Genomic DNA, 14,764 nt, shown 5'->3' with positions numbered 1-14,764 from the left:
CACCCCTCCCCAACACCCACCCTCCCCCTCCCCCCCCCCCGCCCCACCGCCGGGGGGTCGGGGGGGCCGGCGGCGGCCCGCACAGGGGGAACGGGCCGCCGCCGGACTTCTCGGCGGTGGTGTCCGACGGCCGCCCCTGGCCCGGGCGGCGGTGGGGAGCCGGTCACCTGGTGGAGGACGTTAAACCTCACTGTGACCGTCTTGTGACGCAAAGTACGGAAGTGACCCGACTGGACTGACGGTGACCGTATGTGAGCGTTATCCCGACATGACTGGGTCGACATCACGCTCTGCGATGACCGATGCGGCGGTTCCGAGAGCGGGAGAGTCGATGGAGTGCTATGGGGGGCATATATGCGGATCCAGGGGCCGTGTGAGCGGCCTGACATCCGCGGGGCCGGTGTCAGGGGACCTGCGCACCCCTGATTAGGCTCCGCCCCATGGACGTACTCATCCATCTCTTCGTCGGCCTGCACATCGTTGGCATCGCCGCGCTCCTCGGCGGCTTCCTCACCCAGATGAAGGCGATGGGCCGGGGCACCGCCCGCTTCGTGCCCGGCATGCTCCACGGCGCGCTGACCATGCTGGTCACCGGAGTCGTCCTGGTCGGCCTCAACCAGGCGGACCACCACTCGGTCAACACGTTCAAGATCGGTGTCAAACTGGCCCTGCTGATCGTGATTCTCGGCCTGGTCTACGTGAAGCGGGACGAGGAGAAGATCGACAAGGGTCCCTTCGCCCTCGTCGGTGCGCTGACCACCGCGAACATCTTCATCGCGGTGCTCTGGACCTGAGGCCTCCCAGGACCGACGAGACCGCCATGGCGAGGACCACGCACCAGGCGGCCACCGCGATCCACAGCAGGACCTCACCGAGGCCGCGCAGCCAGGACACCCCGCGGGTGGTGGCGACCGACAGGCTCGCCACCGCTGTCATCCCCAACGGGAAGACCGTCGACCAGCGCCGCGTGTCATAGCGCAGCCGCGGCCGGAGCAGCTCGGCCGCCGCCAGCACGCAGTAGAAGACGAGGGCGAGGACGAGGAGGGCGAGCGTGACTTCCCGCAGGACGCCCTTGTCGTCGTTGCTCCAGAGGTAGCGCCCGCTGTGCCCGGCTGCCACGAGCCGGGACCCGGCCAGCGCGGAAATGGCGAGCGCGCCGCCCGCGATCCAGTGGTCTCCGGCACCGGTCGCCGTCTGCCGCAGGTCGAAGCACCGCAGCCCGATCAGGTAGAACACCAGCCCGAGCCAGAAGAGCACCAGCGCCGTGTGCACGAGCCATGCGGTCCCCACCGTGGCCCCGAGCATCGCCGCGAGCACGGCGACCCCCTGCGTGGCCACGCACCCGAGGAACACGGCCCCGGGCATAGGCCGCTCCCAGCGCAGTGCGACCGGGAGGAGCAAGCCCACCCACAGCGCGAAGGCCAGCGCGAGAAGCGCCTCGGCGAGCGGCTGCCCGCCCTGCATGGACACTCCCGTGCCCAGCGTGGCGGTCGCCGCGACAGGGGCGAGTGCGGTCGCCGTGAGAGCCTGCCGAGCCCACCGGTCGCGCTCCCACAGCACCCGTACGCCGACGTCGACGACGAGCCCCAGCCAGGCGGCGGCCGTCAGGGCGAGGGCGATACGGGAGAGGACCCCGTACCCGGTCAGATGCAGCCCGACCGACAGGATGCCGGTCGCCATCACGGCGGCCCCGGTGGCGGGCGGACGCTGTGTCCACCAGGTGCGGAGCTCGGAGGTGCCTGACATGCGCCTGATGCTAGGGACGCACACGCGCGATGCGTACGGGGCACGCGCGCGGGAGGCCGAAAACAACCCCACGCGCGCGTGCCCCGTACCGGAAAGGGAAACCGGCCTCAGCCGGGCCGCACCACGCTGTGGATGATCGAAGCGCCGCCGTAGTAGACCGACTCCTCGCGGACGTATGCGCCGGGCTTCGGGGCGTGGATCATCATGCCGTTGCCGATGTAGATGCCGACGTGGCTGATGTCGTCGTAGAAGAAGATCAGGTCACCGGGCTGGGCGTCGGTGAGCGAGACCGTCGTGCCGGCGTTCACCTGGTCGTACGTGGTGCGCGGGAGCGTCGCCCCGGCGGCCTTCCAAGCGGCCTGGGTCAGCCCCGAGCAGTCGTACGAGTCCGGTCCGGTGGCGCCCCACGCGTAGGGCTTGCCGATCTGGGCCCGGGCGAACGCCAGGACCTGGTCCGCCTTCGTCGCGTTCGAGGAGCCCGTGGCGGACGTGTCCGTCGAACCGGTCGTAGTGCTCGGCGTGCTCGACTGCGCCTTCTGCTGAGCCGCCTGGCGCTGCGCGGCCTCTCGCTGCGCCGCCTGCTGCCGTGCCAGCTCTTCCGCCTGGCGCTGAGCCTCTTCCTGCTTCTTCTGCTCGATCGCGGCGAGCCGCGCCTTCTCCTCGGCGGTCAGATCCGACAGCAGGTTCCGTGCGGCGGCGAGCTTCGTCTGGATGGTCGTCTTGCTCGACCTGAGGGTCTGCTGCGACTCCGTGAGCGTCTGCAGGCTCTGGGTGGCCTCGCGCCGCTTGTCCATCGTCGCGGCCTGGTCGGTGGTGTACTCGTCGACCGCCTGCTTCTGGCGACTGGTGAGCCGGCCCATCAACTGGGTCTGGTCGAAGTAGTCCTGGGGCGAGTCGGCGAGCAGGAGCGTGGCCGTGTCGGGGGCCGCCGCCCCGGTGCGGTACTGCGCGGCGGCGAACGAACCCAGCTTGTCCCGAGCCTCGTTGAGACTCTGTGTGCGTCTGGCGACGTCGTCCAGGAGCGTGTCGACGCGCTTGCGTTGGCTGGCCGTCTTCTCCTTGGCGGCGTTGTACTTTTCGGTCGCCGACTCGGCCTGGCGGTAGAGGTCGTCGACCTTTTTCTCGACCTCTTCGATGCTCGGCTTGCCATCGGTGGAGGGCGCGGCGTTGGCCGTCTGGGAGAGCAGGGCCACGGAGGTGAGGGCCGCCGTCGCGAGGGCGGGGGTCCGTATGCCTGCGATGCGCGTGCCTGAGGGGCGGGCCTTGCGGTGCGGCGCCATGGGAGGCGACTCCTTCCGTACTCCGCCTACCGAGTTAGCTGTCGGGTTCGGGCGGGTGGTTCGGAAGGCGTGCCCTACGGCCTTGCCCCGAAAGGCGGTCGGCCGATTCACCCCAGGATCGGGTGGGTCCCCGGCTCCGGCTGCCACGAGGGCGCACCGGACTCGGCGGAAGCCGCGCGACCCGGCGACCTTCGCCGGTGGGGGTCGTACGGCCCGCCGGGAACGGTAGCCAACTGATGTGGTCTGTGTGAAGGTTGATGTTCGATATGCCCGATACATTTTCGTGACCTGGCTCATGAATCCGTCGGCCCGTGGTCAATATGGGCAGTTCTGTGATGAGTTGACTCGTTCCTGTCGCGGCTGTCGGAGGGGTGTCGTCTTCCTGTCCGCACGGGCTCGAGCGGGGTCCTGGGCAGGCATGTCGGCCCCATGCGATCCGTTTCCGCTGGTGACCGATCGATCCCGGAAGGTGACGGAGTCCTTGTGGTCGGTTTCGGAAGATCATCCATCGCAGAGCCCAGGCCGGTCGGTGTGTTTCCCGGGCGGCGGCCGGTTGTCGGTGGGGCGGCCTAGACTCGGAGAGCGATGAGCAGCCTCTTTGACGACAGCTTCCTGGCGGACCTCAAGGCCACCCCGGCCGCTGAGGAGCAGCCCCCGCCGCCCGAGGACGATCACGCTCCGGAACCGGTTCCGGACGATCTGTTCGGCGGGCGTTTCGACGTACCCCCGGACCGTGAGGCGTACTACAGGGACGGCGCGCCCCGCCCGGTCATCGACCCCCAGGCACTGCTCCAGGGGCTCAACGAGAACCAGCGCGCGGCCGTTGTGCACGCCGGCTCCCCCCTGCTCATCGTGGCCGGCGCCGGCTCGGGCAAGACCCGTGTGCTGACGCACCGCATCGCCCATCTGCTGGCCGAGCGCGGCGTCCACCCTGGGCAGATCCTCGCGATCACCTTCACCAACAAGGCCGCGGGCGAGATGAAGGAGCGCGTCGAGCACCTCGTCGGCCCGCGCGCGAACGCGATGTGGGTGATGACCTTCCACAGCGCGTGCGTCCGCATCCTGCGCCGGGAGAGCAAGAAACTCGGCTTCACATCCTCCTTCTCGATCTACGACGCGGCCGACAGCAAGCGGCTGATGGCGCTCGTCTGCCGCGACCTGGACCTCGACCCCAAGCGATACCCGCCGAAGTCCTTCAGCGCGAAGATCTCCAACCTGAAGAACGAGTTGATCGACGAAGAGGACTTCGCCGCGCAGGCCGCCGACGGATTCGAGAAGACCCTCGCCCAGGCGTACGCGCTCTACCAGTCCAGGCTCCGCGAGGCGAACGCGCTCGACTTCGACGACCTGATCATGACGACGGTGAACCTGCTGCGCGCCTTCCCGGACGTCGCCGAGCACTACCGCCGCCGCTTCCGTCACGTCCTCGTGGACGAGTACCAGGACACCAACCACGCCCAGTACGCCCTCGTCCGGGAGCTTGTCGGCACCCGTGAGCACCCCGTGGACGTACCCCCCGGCGAGGACGAGTTGCAGCCGGCCGAACTGTGCGTCGTCGGTGACGCCGACCAGTCGATCTACGCCTTCCGCGGCGCGACCATCCGCAACATCCTCCAGTTCGAGGAGGACTACCCGGACGCCACCACGATCCTGCTGGAGCAGAACTACCGCTCCACGCAGACGATCCTGAGCGCCGCCAACGCGGTCATCGAGCGCAACGAGTCCCGCCGCCCGAAGAACCTGTGGACCAACGCGGGCGCCGGCGCGCGGATCACCGGCTACGTCGCCGACACCGAGCACGACGAGGCCCAGTTCGTCGCCGAGGAGATAGACCGCCTCACCGACACGGGCGAGGCGAAGGCGGGCGACGTCGCCGTCTTCTACCGCACGAACGCCCAGTCCCGTGTCTTCGAAGAGATCTTCATCCGCGTCGGCCTGCCCTACAAGGTCGTCGGCGGCGTCCGCTTCTACGAGCGCAAGGAGGTCCGGGACGTCCTGGCGTACCTGCGGGTGCTGGCGAACCCGGAGGACTCCGTGCCGCTGCGGCGGATCCTGAACGTGCCGAAGCGGGGGATCGGCGACCGTGCCGAGGCGATGATCGACGCCCTGGCCCAGCGGGAGAAGATCAGCTTCCCGCAGGCGCTGCGCCGGGTGGACGAGGCATACGGCATGGCGGCCCGCTCGACCAACGCGGTCAAGCGGTTCAACGCGCTGATGGAGGACCTGCGGACGATCGTGGAGTCCGGCGCGGGACCGGCCACCGTCCTGGAAGCCGTCCTCGAACGCACCGGCTATCTGGCGGAGTTGCAGGCCTCGACGGACCCACAGGACGAGACCCGCATCGAGAACCTCCAGGAACTCGCCGCCGTGGCCCTGGAGTTCGAGCAGGAGAGCGGCGAGGGCGCCGCCGGGGCCGCCGCACCGGGCGGCACGCTGGCCGACTTCCTGGAGCAGGTCGCCTTGGTCGCCGACTCCGACCAGATCCCCGACGAGGAAGAGGGCGGCGGGGTCATCACGCTGATGACCCTGCACACCGCGAAGGGCCTCGAGTTCCCCGTGGTCTTCCTGACCGGCATGGAGGACGGCGTCTTCCCGCACATGCGCGCGCTCGGCCAGACCAAGGAGCTGGAGGAGGAGCGGCGCCTGGCGTACGTCGGCATCACCCGTGCCCGGGAGCGGCTGTACCTCACGCGGTCGGCGATGCGCAGCGCCTGGGGCCAGCCCTCGTACAACCCGCCCTCGCGCTTCCTGGAGGAGATCCCGGACCAGCACGTGGACTGGAAGCGGAAGGGTGCCATCTCCGCCTCCGTGCCGACGGGTCCGCTCTCGGGTGTGGCGGCCTCGCTGTCGTCCTCCCGGTCGCGGTCCTCGGCCGCGGGCGCGTCCGGGTTCGCCACCAGGCGGGGCGGTGCGACGGAGAGGCCGGTCGTCTCCCTGGCGGTGGGAGACCGTGTCACCCACGACCAGTTCGGCCTGGGCACGGTCGTCGGGGTGAAGGGCACGGGCGCCAACGCGGAGGCGACGATCGACTTCGGGGAGACCAAGCCGAAGCGGCTGCTGCTGCGGTATGCGCCGGTGGAGAAGCTCTAGTCCGCGGGTCCGAAGAGGGAGCCCTCGCCGACCGGCGGGGGCCCGGCGGGGGAGCGGGTCAGGTCGGGTCCAGCCCGTGGCTGCGCAGCCACGGCAGCGGGTCTACCGCGGCGCCCCCGCCCGGCCGCACCTCGAAGTGCAGGTGTGGGCCGGTGGAGTTGCCCGAGTTGCCGGAGTATGCGATCGGGTCACCGGCCTTCACGGTCGTCCCGCTCGCGACCCGGTAGCTGGAGAGGTGGCAGTACCACGTCTCCGTACCGTCCTTCGCGGTCACGATCATCATGTTGCCGTACGCGCTGTTCCACTGCGTGCGGACCGTGCCGTCGGTCGCGGCCATCACCGTCGTGCCGTACGAGACCGGGAAGTCGATACCGGTGTGCACGGACATCCAGTTGATACCGGCCTGCCCGAAGTAGGCGCTGAGCCCCTTCCGCAGGACCGGCAGGACGAACTTCGGACGCAGCCGCTCCTTGAGCGCCGCCTCCGCCGCCGCCTTCTTCAGCTCGGCCGCCTGCTGGGCCTTGAGGTCGATGCGCTCCTGGGTACGGCTCGCCCGGTCGGCGAAGTCGTTCGCGCCCGCGGAGAGGCTCTGGAGCTGCGAGTCCAGTTTGATGTTGGCGGCGGACGGTTTCACCGGAGTGGCGGCGGAGGCGCTCGTCGTGCCGGTGTCCTCTCCGCCGGTGCCGACGGACGCCGCGGCGATCCCGGCGACCCCCATCACGCACACCGACGGTACGGCGACCGTCAGCAGTGCGGAACGCCTCGCGGGGGGACGGCGCCGGGACCGGTTCGCGCCGCGGGAGGCGGCACGCGGTCCGGGGACCGGCGCGAACTCCTCCTGCTCTTCGAGCAACGGGGCGTCATCGGGTGCGTCGTCCGCCGGTCCCTGGTCGTCGGCGGTTGTGTCCTCGTACGGGAAGTCGTCGAAGGACTCGGCCGCTTCGAAGGTCGCGATGGCCTGCTGGTCGAACGGCTCGGCGTGGTCGAACGTCGAGGTCGCCTCGTGGTCGAAGGACTCCGGGACCACGTGCTCGAAGGTGGCCGTCGCGGCCGCCGCCTCGGTCTGCTGGTAGTGCGCCTCATGCTCGGTGGTGGCGCCCGAGTTCCACTGCGTGGCGTCGTAGGCACCCGTGTCGTAGGACTGCGTGCCCCATTCCCACTGCTGGGTCGGGTCCGCCTGCCGGCCGCCCTCGAGCCAGGCGTGGGCGTCCCACTGGCCGGTGCCGTCGGCGGGCGCGGCCTGCGCGGGGATTCCGGCGAGGTGCTGGTAGCCGGCCGCCCAGGCCGATGTGTCATGGGCGCCGGTGTCGTACGCGACGTAGTGCTGGGCGGCGTACCCGTCGTAGTGCGCCGTCTGGTGCGTGCCGGTGTCGAGGCGCGTGTGGGCGTCGGCGGACCACTGAGTGGCGTCGTAGGAACCGGTCGAGCCGCCGCCCGGGAGGTCACCGAAGAGCGGGTCGGTCGCGAAGCTCGCGGTCGCGTGGCCACCGGCGCCGTAGGCGGCCGCGGTGGTGTCGGCGTACGTGGTGAAGTCACCGTACTGGCCGCCCTGCCCGCCGTACGACGCATAGTGCGCCGAGGAGGCATCGGAGGCAGGAGCCGGGGGAGTTGCGGTCCCCGACGGGTGACGGTCGTTCACCAACTTCTCTTTCGCCTCGACAGCAGGGGCTGGCAGAGCAGTGCGGTGACTGTACCCGGCGGTATGCGGGCGCGACAATCTTCTGCAGGTTTCCCTCCGGCAGGAAACGGGCATTCGGCCGTGTTTCGGCGGCTAAAGGCAAGGCTTTGGCTCTTCGTTCGATGAATGTTCGAGGGTGTGAGGGTGTCCGGGAGTTGTCCGACAGCTGTATCGCGGCTGTGCCAGGCGCGGTTGAGGGCTGTGTTCCGGCCGGGGGAGGACCGGATCGTGCCGACCGCCGTGGACAGCGGCGGCGCCCGAGGGCTACGCCACCGTGAGGCCGCCGGTGGGGGCCGCGGCCCTTCCCGGCTGCTCGAGGTCCAGTGCCTGCCGTATCCCGGCCGCGACCGTGGGGTGCACAGGCAGGGCGAGATGGCCGATGCCACTGACCCGTATGTTCTGCGCGAGCAGGTCCGGGTGGTCGACGCAGGCCGTCTCCAGCGGATCCATGAGGGGATCGAGGTCGCTCCAGAAGCTCACGAAGTGCGTGCGGCAGCCGGGGGCCGGTTCACGCAACTCCTGGATCAGCTCGGAACCGGGGCGCATCTGGCGGACGATCGGGTGTGCGTTGGCGAGCGGCGCCACCCGGGTGCCCGAGTGCGGCGTACCCAGCGTGACGAGCGTGCGGACGTGGAGGTCGCCACCGAGGCGCTGCACGTAGTACCGCGCGATCAGTCCGCCCAGGCTGTGCCCGACGACGTCCACCTGATCCTGTCCTGTGCGCTCGCAGATCTCCTCGATGTGACGGCCGAGAAGCTGGGCGGCGGTCCGGATGTCGCAGGTCAACGGAGAGTAGTTCAGCGACTCGATGTGCTGCCGTCCGTGCTGGGTGAGGTTGCGGCGCAGCAGGACGAAGACCGAGCGGTTGTCGATGAACCCATGGAGGAGGATCACCGGGGGTTTGGCCTTGGTCGGCAGCGTGGCGGTGTCCGGGGGGAGCGCCAGTGGCTCCGCGTGGCGCTCCTGGATGATCCCCGAGGGGTACAGGAGCAGATGCCCGGCGAGTATCGCGAGCTCCAGGGCGGTCGCCTTCAGGAGGGCTATGGAAAGTCCGGCCAGTCTGCTCGGGAACAGGCGCTGGCACAGCGGAAGCAACGGCTGCAAGGGCTGCACTGCCCTGGTAACCATCATGGCCGACCTCCCGTCGGCACACCGAGGACGCCTCTGTCCCCCGTGAGCCCTTGTGGAAAGCCGAGTGGCGGTGGCCTGCTGGGCCGGTGCCGCGGGTTCGGCCGTGCCGCCGATGCGGCACGTACGGCGCCGGTGACGTGACGGGCGCCTTTTCGTCGCGATGACGCGACCTGGGCCGTCCGTGTGTGGCGCGGTTCCCGTCCTCCTCGTACGGGTCTGGCTCCCCGCTGTCGTGCCCTTGCACATCCATTCGCCGAGGAGCCTCACCACCACGGCGCCCCGCCGGCGATACGGTGATGCGGCCGCCTCGTCGCGGCTCTCCTTGCGCACGGTCTCCTCGGTGCACGGCGCGCGAGCCGCCGGTGAATGCGGCGCGTGTGCCGCGGAGAGGGGAGACCCTGCGCGGCGAATGTGTCCCACTGTGTGATTTCCCCCTCGGTCTGCACCGTGAAACTGCCGGTTGCGGGATGCTGGCGATAACGTTCGTTCACTTCCCGGGTCGGTGCGACGCGGGGCGCCTGTGCCGTGAGGTGTGCTGTGCGCCTGTTCTGCGGGACCGTAGGGGCGGGCGGAACCGCCCGTTTGCCGGTGCGGAACCGCCGACCGTGCGGTCCGCGTGTCCGCCGGTGCGGTGATGTGGCGGCAGGGCGGTAGATCGGTACAGGGTGGAGTAGTCGCTTCATGGAGGCAGTGATGGGTGTGGCAGCCGGTCCGATCCGCGTGGTGGTGGCCAAGCCGGGGCTCGACGGCCACGATCGCGGAGCCAAGGTGATCGCGCGGGCGCTGCGCGACGCGGGTATGGAGGTCATCTACACCGGCCTCCACCAGACTCCCGAGCAGATCGTCGACACGGCGATCCAGGAGGACGCCGACGCGATCGGTCTGTCGATCCTGTCCGGCGCGCACAACACGCTGTTCGCCGCGGTGATCGAGCTGCTCAAGGAGCGCGACGCGCAGGACATTCTCGTCTTCGGCGGCGGCATCATCCCCGAGGCGGACATCCCTCCGCTGAAGGAGAAGGGCGTCGCGGAGATCTTCACGCCCGGGGCGACGACCGCCTCGATCGTGGACTGGGTGCGGGCGAACGTCCGCCAGCCCGCGGAGGCGTAACGCTCCGCGCACGGCGCCGTTTCGCCCTGGGAGGGCGGGCGGCGCCGTTTCGTCTCTCCGGCCGCGGGGGACCGCGTCCGCCATAGGTGTGCCGCCGTTCGAGTGATTCCGGGTCGGCGAGCGAGGGCCCGGGCGCCCTTGGCTCCGGTGGTCCCGGAGTCGTCCGTCCGCCCTTGGCTCCGGTGGTCCGGAGTCGTCCGTCCGCCCTTGGCTCCGGTGGTCCGGAGTCGTCCGTCCGCCCTTGGCTCCGGTGGTCCCGGACTTGTCCGTCCGCCCCGTGCCTCATCTCATGCCCCGCCCAGTTCCTCCCGCATCGTGGCGCGCAGGCGCAGCGTCGTCGTCAGACGCTGGAAGGCCTCTGCCCAGTAGCCCCCCGCCCCGGGCGACGCGTCCGCCGGCTCGTCCGGTATCGCGGTCAGCGCATCGAGCCGGCTCGCCTCCGCAGGGTCGAGGCAGCGTTCCGCCAGCCCCATCACACCGCTGAAGCTCCACGGGTAACTTCCCGCGTCCCGCGCGATGTTGAGTGCGTCCACGACCGCCCGTCCCAGTGGAGCGGCCCAGGGGACCGCGCAGACCCCTAGGAGCTGGAACGCCTCCGACAGGCCATGGGTGGCGATGAACCCCGCCACCCAGTCGGCCCGTTCCGCCGCCCCCAGCGTCGACAGCAACTTGGCCCGCTCGGCCAGGGACACCGCACCCGGGCCTCCCGCCTCGGGTGCCGAGGGCGGACCGAGCAGCGCCCGGGACCAGCCGGGGTCCCGCTGCCGCACGGCCGCCCGGCACCAGGCCGCGTGCAGTTCGCCCTGCCAGTCATCCGCCACCGGCAGAGCGACGATCGCCTCCGGCGTCCGACCCCCGAGCCGCGCCGGCCACGAGCCGAGCGGCGCCGCCTCCACCAACTGGCCCAGCCACCAGGACCGCTCCCCGCGGCCCGCGGGCGGCTTCGGCACCACCCCGTCCCGTTCCATGCCCGGATCGCACTCGTGCGGTGCCTCGACCACGATCGTGGGCTCCTCCTGTGTACGGTCGACCGCCACGCAGGCCGCCGCCCGCGCCGCCATCCGCCCGGCCAGGGCCGAATTCGGCAGCGCCGACAGCAACTCCGCGGCCGTCGCCCGCACATTGCGGCTCCGGTCCGACAGCGCCTGCTCCAGGAACGGCTCATCCGGCTGCTCCAGCCCCGTGCGGAGCGAGTCGAGGAACATCAGACGGTCCTCGGCCCGCTCCGTGGTCCAGGTGGAGGCCAGCAGCTCGCGGGCGGCGGCCGGCTGTCGCCCCCGCAGCGCGGTGAGCAGCGCGACCCGCTCCGCGAACAGGCCCTCCTGCCACAGGGCTAGGACGCGGTCCCGCTCCTGCGGCGGCGGCTCGGACCCGCCGGGCGTGGAGCGCAGTGCGAAGCGCCAGTCCGGGTTGAGCCGGGCCAGCCACAGGGCGCGCGGACCGGCGAAGGCCAGCGCAGCGGGACGCAGGTCCGTACGACCGCGAGCCGCGTCCAGGAGCGCGGGCAGCGCTTCCGGGGGCGGCGCGAAGCCCCGGGCATTGGCCAGGGACAGCCACTGCGGCAGCAGCTCCATGAGGTCGGGCGCCGACCCGCGGCGGCCGCTGCCGCCCGTCCCGGGGCGGTCGGACAGCAGAACGGCCAGTCTGCGGGCAGCGGCGGGCGGCAGCGGCGGGCGTGGATCGGCCGCCGCCGGCTCGGGCGGTGGCCCTGCCGGTGCCGGCCGCAGACCTGCCCTGCGGCGCACCGTCTCCACGGCGGCCAGGTCCAGCACTGCCGTAGGCGCCTCACGGCCCGGCGGCAGTCCCTGCGGTGTGCGCCGGTCGGTACCGAGCAGTGCCGCGGTCACCAGCTCCTCCCAGGGCACGGCACTGGCTGTGCCCGGCGGGGCGGGGGTCGCACTCATGTCAGTCCCTTCCAGGTCGGTTTCGGCGTGGCTCGGGGTGTCGTCAGCACAGTGGGACCGCCTCTCCCGCGCTCTCCGGCCAGGCGGTGAGCGGGGTGAAGCCGCGGTGGCCGCACTCGCCGAAGACCGTGACCGGGGCGCCGCCCGAGAGGGCGACCATGCGCCACAGACCCGGGCGGGCGCTCGCCGAAGGGGTGAGCGGCAGTGCCGTGCCGCCGTCCGCGTCCGCCAGCTGCCAGGACTCCTCGACGGGCGTCGGTAGGACCCGGCTCAGCGTCACCGGGACCGAGTCCAGCCACGGGTCGGCCTGCAGGGCCTCTCCATAGCGCGCCGCCGCCGTGGCGGTGGTCACACCGGGCGGCCGTACCGTCGTCGGCGCTGGAGAGGCGAACTGCTCGCCGAGGGCGGCCCGCAGCTGTCCCGCGCCCGGATACCCGGACACCTCCGCGTCGAGGGCAAGGCCCATCGGCAGGGCCAAGTCCGGCGAGCGCCCGGCCGCCCCATAAGAGAGGAGCAGCGCGGTGCGGCCGGACTCCGATCCGTACAGCCAGATCCGGCGTGTGGTGAGCCGGCCGTCCGAGGTGTCGTACTGCGCCAGGACCAGCCAGCGGTCGCGGGCGGGGGGACCGTCGGGCGAGCCCGGCAGCCCGACCCTCGAACGGACCGTCGCCGCGAGGCCGTCCGGCAGCCGCTCGCGGCGCAACCAGCCCCGGTCCAGCAAGTGCAGCAGCGCGCACTCCTCCAGCAGCCGCACCGGCCAGCCCGGTCCTGACGACGGGAGCGCCCCCAACTCCCGTACGCGCGCGGCCAGTCCCGGGGCCTGTGCGTCGACCATCCGGGCGGCCGTCTCCTCCCACAGCCCGTAACCCGCCTGCTCGGCCGCGGCGATGCCACCCCGCAGCAGATCGGCCAGCCGCTGCTCCAGCTCTGCCGCCCCCGCCGTGATCCGCTCCGCCCGCTGCTCCGACCTGCGCCGTGCTGCCTGTGGATCAGCGGGCGCGGCCGCTTTCGACCCGGTCGTCGGCCGCTTCTCCAGCGCCCGCTGCCGGCGCCCCTCGATCCACTGCTCCGCCCAGTCCGGCGCCTGCCCCCGGGGCACCGTCGTGTCGCCGCCCGACCAGAGCAGCAGCAGTCCCAGCGCGTGCTTGCACGGGAACTTGCGGCTCGGGCAACTGCACTTGTAGGCCGGGCCGGCCGCGTCCGCGATGTCGACGACCGTCTGGTACGGCTTGCTGCCGCTGCCCTTGCACAGTCCCCACACCGTCCCCTCCTCGGAACTGCCCGCGTCCGACCACGGCCCGGCCGCGCCGAGTTTGCTTCCCGCTTTGCGTGACGCCGCGTCAGTTGCCAGTGCAAGCACCTGCTCCGCGGTCCAGCGCACCCCCTGCTGAGTCATGTCGTCGAAGGTAGGTCCCGGCACTGACAATCGATCACCGCGAGGGTGTTTGCGCAGCTCACGACGCGTTGTCAGTGGTGTGGTGCACGGTTGGTGACAGATCCGAACCGGCCGACGCCGAGGGGGAAGTGGCCATGCGTGTGTCCGTTGATCCGATGTCCGTCCAGCCGGGCCCGAGCGAGTCCGCGCCCGCGAACGGGGGCGGGGGAGCGGGCCCGGACGGGCGAGCGTCCGCGCCCGTGCGCACACCCGCGCAACAGAGCGGGGAAGGGCAGGCGGACGGCGGGGCGAGGGAAGCGGTGACGGCGCCGGCCGAGGCGCTGCGGCCGCACGCCGAGGCCGCCTTCGCGAGTGAACTCGCCGCGCTGGCCGTGCACGACGACCGCCCGCGCCCGGCCCGCTGGCGGCTCTCGCCGTGGGCGGTGGCCACCTACCTCCTCGGTGGCACGCTGCCGGACGGCACGGTGATCACACCAAAGTACGTCGGCCCGCGCCGCATCGTCGAGGTCGCCGTCACCACGCTCGCCACCGACCGCGCCCTGCTCCTTCTCGGGGTGCCCGGCACGGCCAAGACCTGGGTGTCCGAGCACCTGGCGGCGGCCATCAGCGGCGTCTCGACGCTGCTCGTCCAGGGCACGGCAGGCACCCCGGAGGAGGCGATCCGCTACGGCTGGAACTACGCGCAGCTGCTCGCGCACGGCCCGAGTCGCGAGGCGCTGGTGCCCGGCCCCGTCATGCGGGCCATGGGGGAAGGCATGATCGCGCGGGTCGAGGAGCTGACCCGTATCCCGGCCGACGTACAGGACACGCTGATCACCATCCTGTCCGAGAAGACCCTGCCGATACCGGAGTTGGGACAGGAGGTGCAGGCCGTCCGCGGCTTCAACCTGATCGCGACGGCCAACGACCGCGACCGCGGGGTCAACGACCTGTCGAGCGCGCTGCGCCGCCGCTTCAACACGGTGGTGCTGCCCCTTCCGGAGAGCGCCGACGCCGAGGTCGACATCGTCTCCCGCCGGGTCGAGCAGATCGGCCGCTCGCTCGACCTGCCGGCCGTGCCCGACGGCATCGACGAGATCCGCCGTGTGGTCACCGTCTTCCGCGAGCTGCGGAGCGGCGCCACGGCGGACGGCCGCACGAAGCTCAAGTCGCCCAGCGGCACGCTGTCCACGGCCGAGGCGATCTCCGTCGTCACCGGAGGGCTCGCGCTGGCCGCCCATTTCGGCGACGGCGTACTACGGGCGAGCGACGTCGCAGCGGGCATTCTCGGCGCCGTCGTCCGCGATCCCGCCGCCGACCGGGTCATCTGGCAGGAGTACCTCGAGGCGGTGGTCCGCGAGCGCGACGGCTGGACGGACTTCTACCGCGCGTGCCGGGAGGTGACCGCATGAACCACTCCGAAGCCGAGCCCTCATGGAACTTCCCGACC

The 14,764-nt window shown here is 71.4% G+C and carries 10 protein-coding genes and 1 riboswitch; of the genes, 4 read left to right on the top strand and 6 right to left on the bottom strand.

All coding sequences use genetic code 11. The annotated features are described in order from the left end of the window. Window positions 1–440 precede the first annotated feature (440 nt). Entirely contained in the window at window positions 441–794 is a 354-nt protein-coding gene (locus ACWDA7_RS32320; protein ID WP_359398046.1) for a hypothetical protein, read from the top strand. On the opposite strand, the gene ACWDA7_RS32315 is transcribed toward ACWDA7_RS32320, so the two are convergent. After that, window positions 772–1,746 (bottom strand): tellurite resistance/C4-dicarboxylate transporter family protein, encoded by a 975-nt coding sequence (locus ACWDA7_RS32315; protein WP_450608771.1) that lies wholly within the window; start codon window positions 1,744–1,746, stop codon window positions 772–774. The two genes, ACWDA7_RS32320 and ACWDA7_RS32315, sit on opposite strands and share 23 nt — an antisense overlap. A gap of 107 nt (window positions 1,747–1,853) precedes the next feature. Further along, window positions 1,854–3,026 carry an NlpC/P60 family protein gene (locus tag ACWDA7_RS32310; protein WP_450608769.1) on the bottom strand — a complete coding sequence of 391 codons (1,173 nt, stop codon included), beginning with the start codon at window positions 3,024–3,026 and terminating at the stop codon, window positions 1,854–1,856. Window positions 3,027–3,034: 8 nt separating this feature from the next. Next, a riboswitch (cyclic di-AMP (ydaO/yuaA leader) is annotated at window positions 3,035–3,204 on the bottom strand. A 407-nt stretch (window positions 3,205–3,611) separates the two neighbouring features. On the opposite strand from ACWDA7_RS32310, the gene pcrA reads away from it, so the two are divergent. Beyond that, entirely contained in the window at window positions 3,612–6,116 is a 2,505-nt protein-coding gene (pcrA, locus tag ACWDA7_RS32305; protein ID WP_450608767.1) for a DNA helicase PcrA, read from the top strand. A gap of 58 nt (window positions 6,117–6,174) precedes the next feature. On the opposite strand, the gene ACWDA7_RS32300 is transcribed toward pcrA, so the two are convergent. Together ACWDA7_RS32300 and ACWDA7_RS32295 are read right to left on the bottom strand one after the other, a co-directional pair. Then, window positions 6,175–7,755 carry a M23 family metallopeptidase gene (locus ACWDA7_RS32300; protein WP_450608766.1) on the bottom strand — a complete coding sequence of 527 codons (1,581 nt, stop codon included), beginning with the start codon at window positions 7,753–7,755 and terminating at the stop codon, window positions 6,175–6,177. A 303-nt stretch (window positions 7,756–8,058) separates the two neighbouring features. Continuing rightward, complete coding sequence (locus ACWDA7_RS32295; protein WP_450608764.1) at window positions 8,059–8,925, bottom strand: esterase/lipase family protein; 867 nt, start codon at window positions 8,923–8,925, stop codon at window positions 8,059–8,061. A 693-nt stretch (window positions 8,926–9,618) separates the two neighbouring features. Between ACWDA7_RS32295 and ACWDA7_RS32290 the strand changes: the two genes are divergently transcribed. Further along, window positions 9,619–10,035, top strand: coding sequence for a cobalamin B12-binding domain-containing protein (locus tag ACWDA7_RS32290; protein WP_450608762.1), 417 nt, complete (start codon window positions 9,619–9,621; stop codon window positions 10,033–10,035). Between the two features lie 287 nt (window positions 10,036–10,322). Here the strand turns inward: ACWDA7_RS32290 and ACWDA7_RS32285 are convergent, their stop codons facing one another. Then, window positions 10,323–11,939 carry a DUF5691 domain-containing protein gene (locus tag ACWDA7_RS32285; RefSeq protein ID WP_450608761.1) on the bottom strand — a complete coding sequence of 539 codons (1,617 nt, stop codon included), beginning with the start codon at window positions 11,937–11,939 and terminating at the stop codon, window positions 10,323–10,325. 43 nt (window positions 11,940–11,982) lie between these two features. Further along, entirely contained in the window at window positions 11,983–13,335 is a 1,353-nt protein-coding gene (locus ACWDA7_RS32280) for an SWIM zinc finger family protein (protein WP_450608759.1), read from the bottom strand. A gap of 134 nt (window positions 13,336–13,469) precedes the next feature. Here ACWDA7_RS32280 and ACWDA7_RS32275 point away from each other — a divergent pair, with 134 nt between their 5' ends. Then, window positions 13,470–14,726, top strand: a complete 1,257-nt coding sequence (locus tag ACWDA7_RS32275) for an ATP-binding protein (RefSeq protein ID WP_450608757.1) — start codon at window positions 13,470–13,472, stop codon at window positions 14,724–14,726. Window positions 14,727–14,764 lie beyond the last annotated feature (38 nt).

Source organism: Streptomyces sp. NPDC001156 (genome assembly GCF_053598275.1).
Note: the sequence above shows the minus strand (reverse complement) of the source record. Positions and strands in the feature narration are given on the sequence as shown.

What these genes read in the sequence shown, in the direction of transcription:
- ACWDA7_RS32320 (WP_359398046.1), top strand. Translation starts at nt 441, where the DNA reads ATGGACGTACTCATCCATCTCTTCGTCGGCCTGCACATCGTTGGCATC.
- ACWDA7_RS32315 (WP_450608771.1), bottom strand. Translation starts at nt 1,746, where the DNA reads ATGTCAGGCACCTCCGAGCTCCGCACCTGGTGGACACAGCGTCCGCCC.
- ACWDA7_RS32310 (WP_450608769.1), bottom strand. Translation starts at nt 3,026, where the DNA reads ATGGCGCCGCACCGCAAGGCCCGCCCCTCAGGCACGCGCATCGCAGGC.
- pcrA (WP_450608767.1), top strand. Translation starts at nt 3,612, where the DNA reads ATGAGCAGCCTCTTTGACGACAGCTTCCTGGCGGACCTCAAGGCCACC.
- ACWDA7_RS32295 (WP_450608764.1), bottom strand. Translation starts at nt 8,925, where the DNA reads ATGATGGTTACCAGGGCAGTGCAGCCCTTGCAGCCGTTGCTTCCGCTG.
- ACWDA7_RS32290 (WP_450608762.1), top strand. Translation starts at nt 9,619, where the DNA reads ATGGGTGTGGCAGCCGGTCCGATCCGCGTGGTGGTGGCCAAGCCGGGG.
- ACWDA7_RS32285 (WP_450608761.1), bottom strand. Translation starts at nt 11,939, where the DNA reads ATGAGTGCGACCCCCGCCCCGCCGGGCACAGCCAGTGCCGTGCCCTGG.
- ACWDA7_RS32280 (WP_450608759.1), bottom strand. Translation starts at nt 13,335, where the DNA reads ATGACTCAGCAGGGGGTGCGCTGGACCGCGGAGCAGGTGCTTGCACTG.
- ACWDA7_RS32275 (WP_450608757.1), top strand. Translation starts at nt 13,470, where the DNA reads ATGCGTGTGTCCGTTGATCCGATGTCCGTCCAGCCGGGCCCGAGCGAG.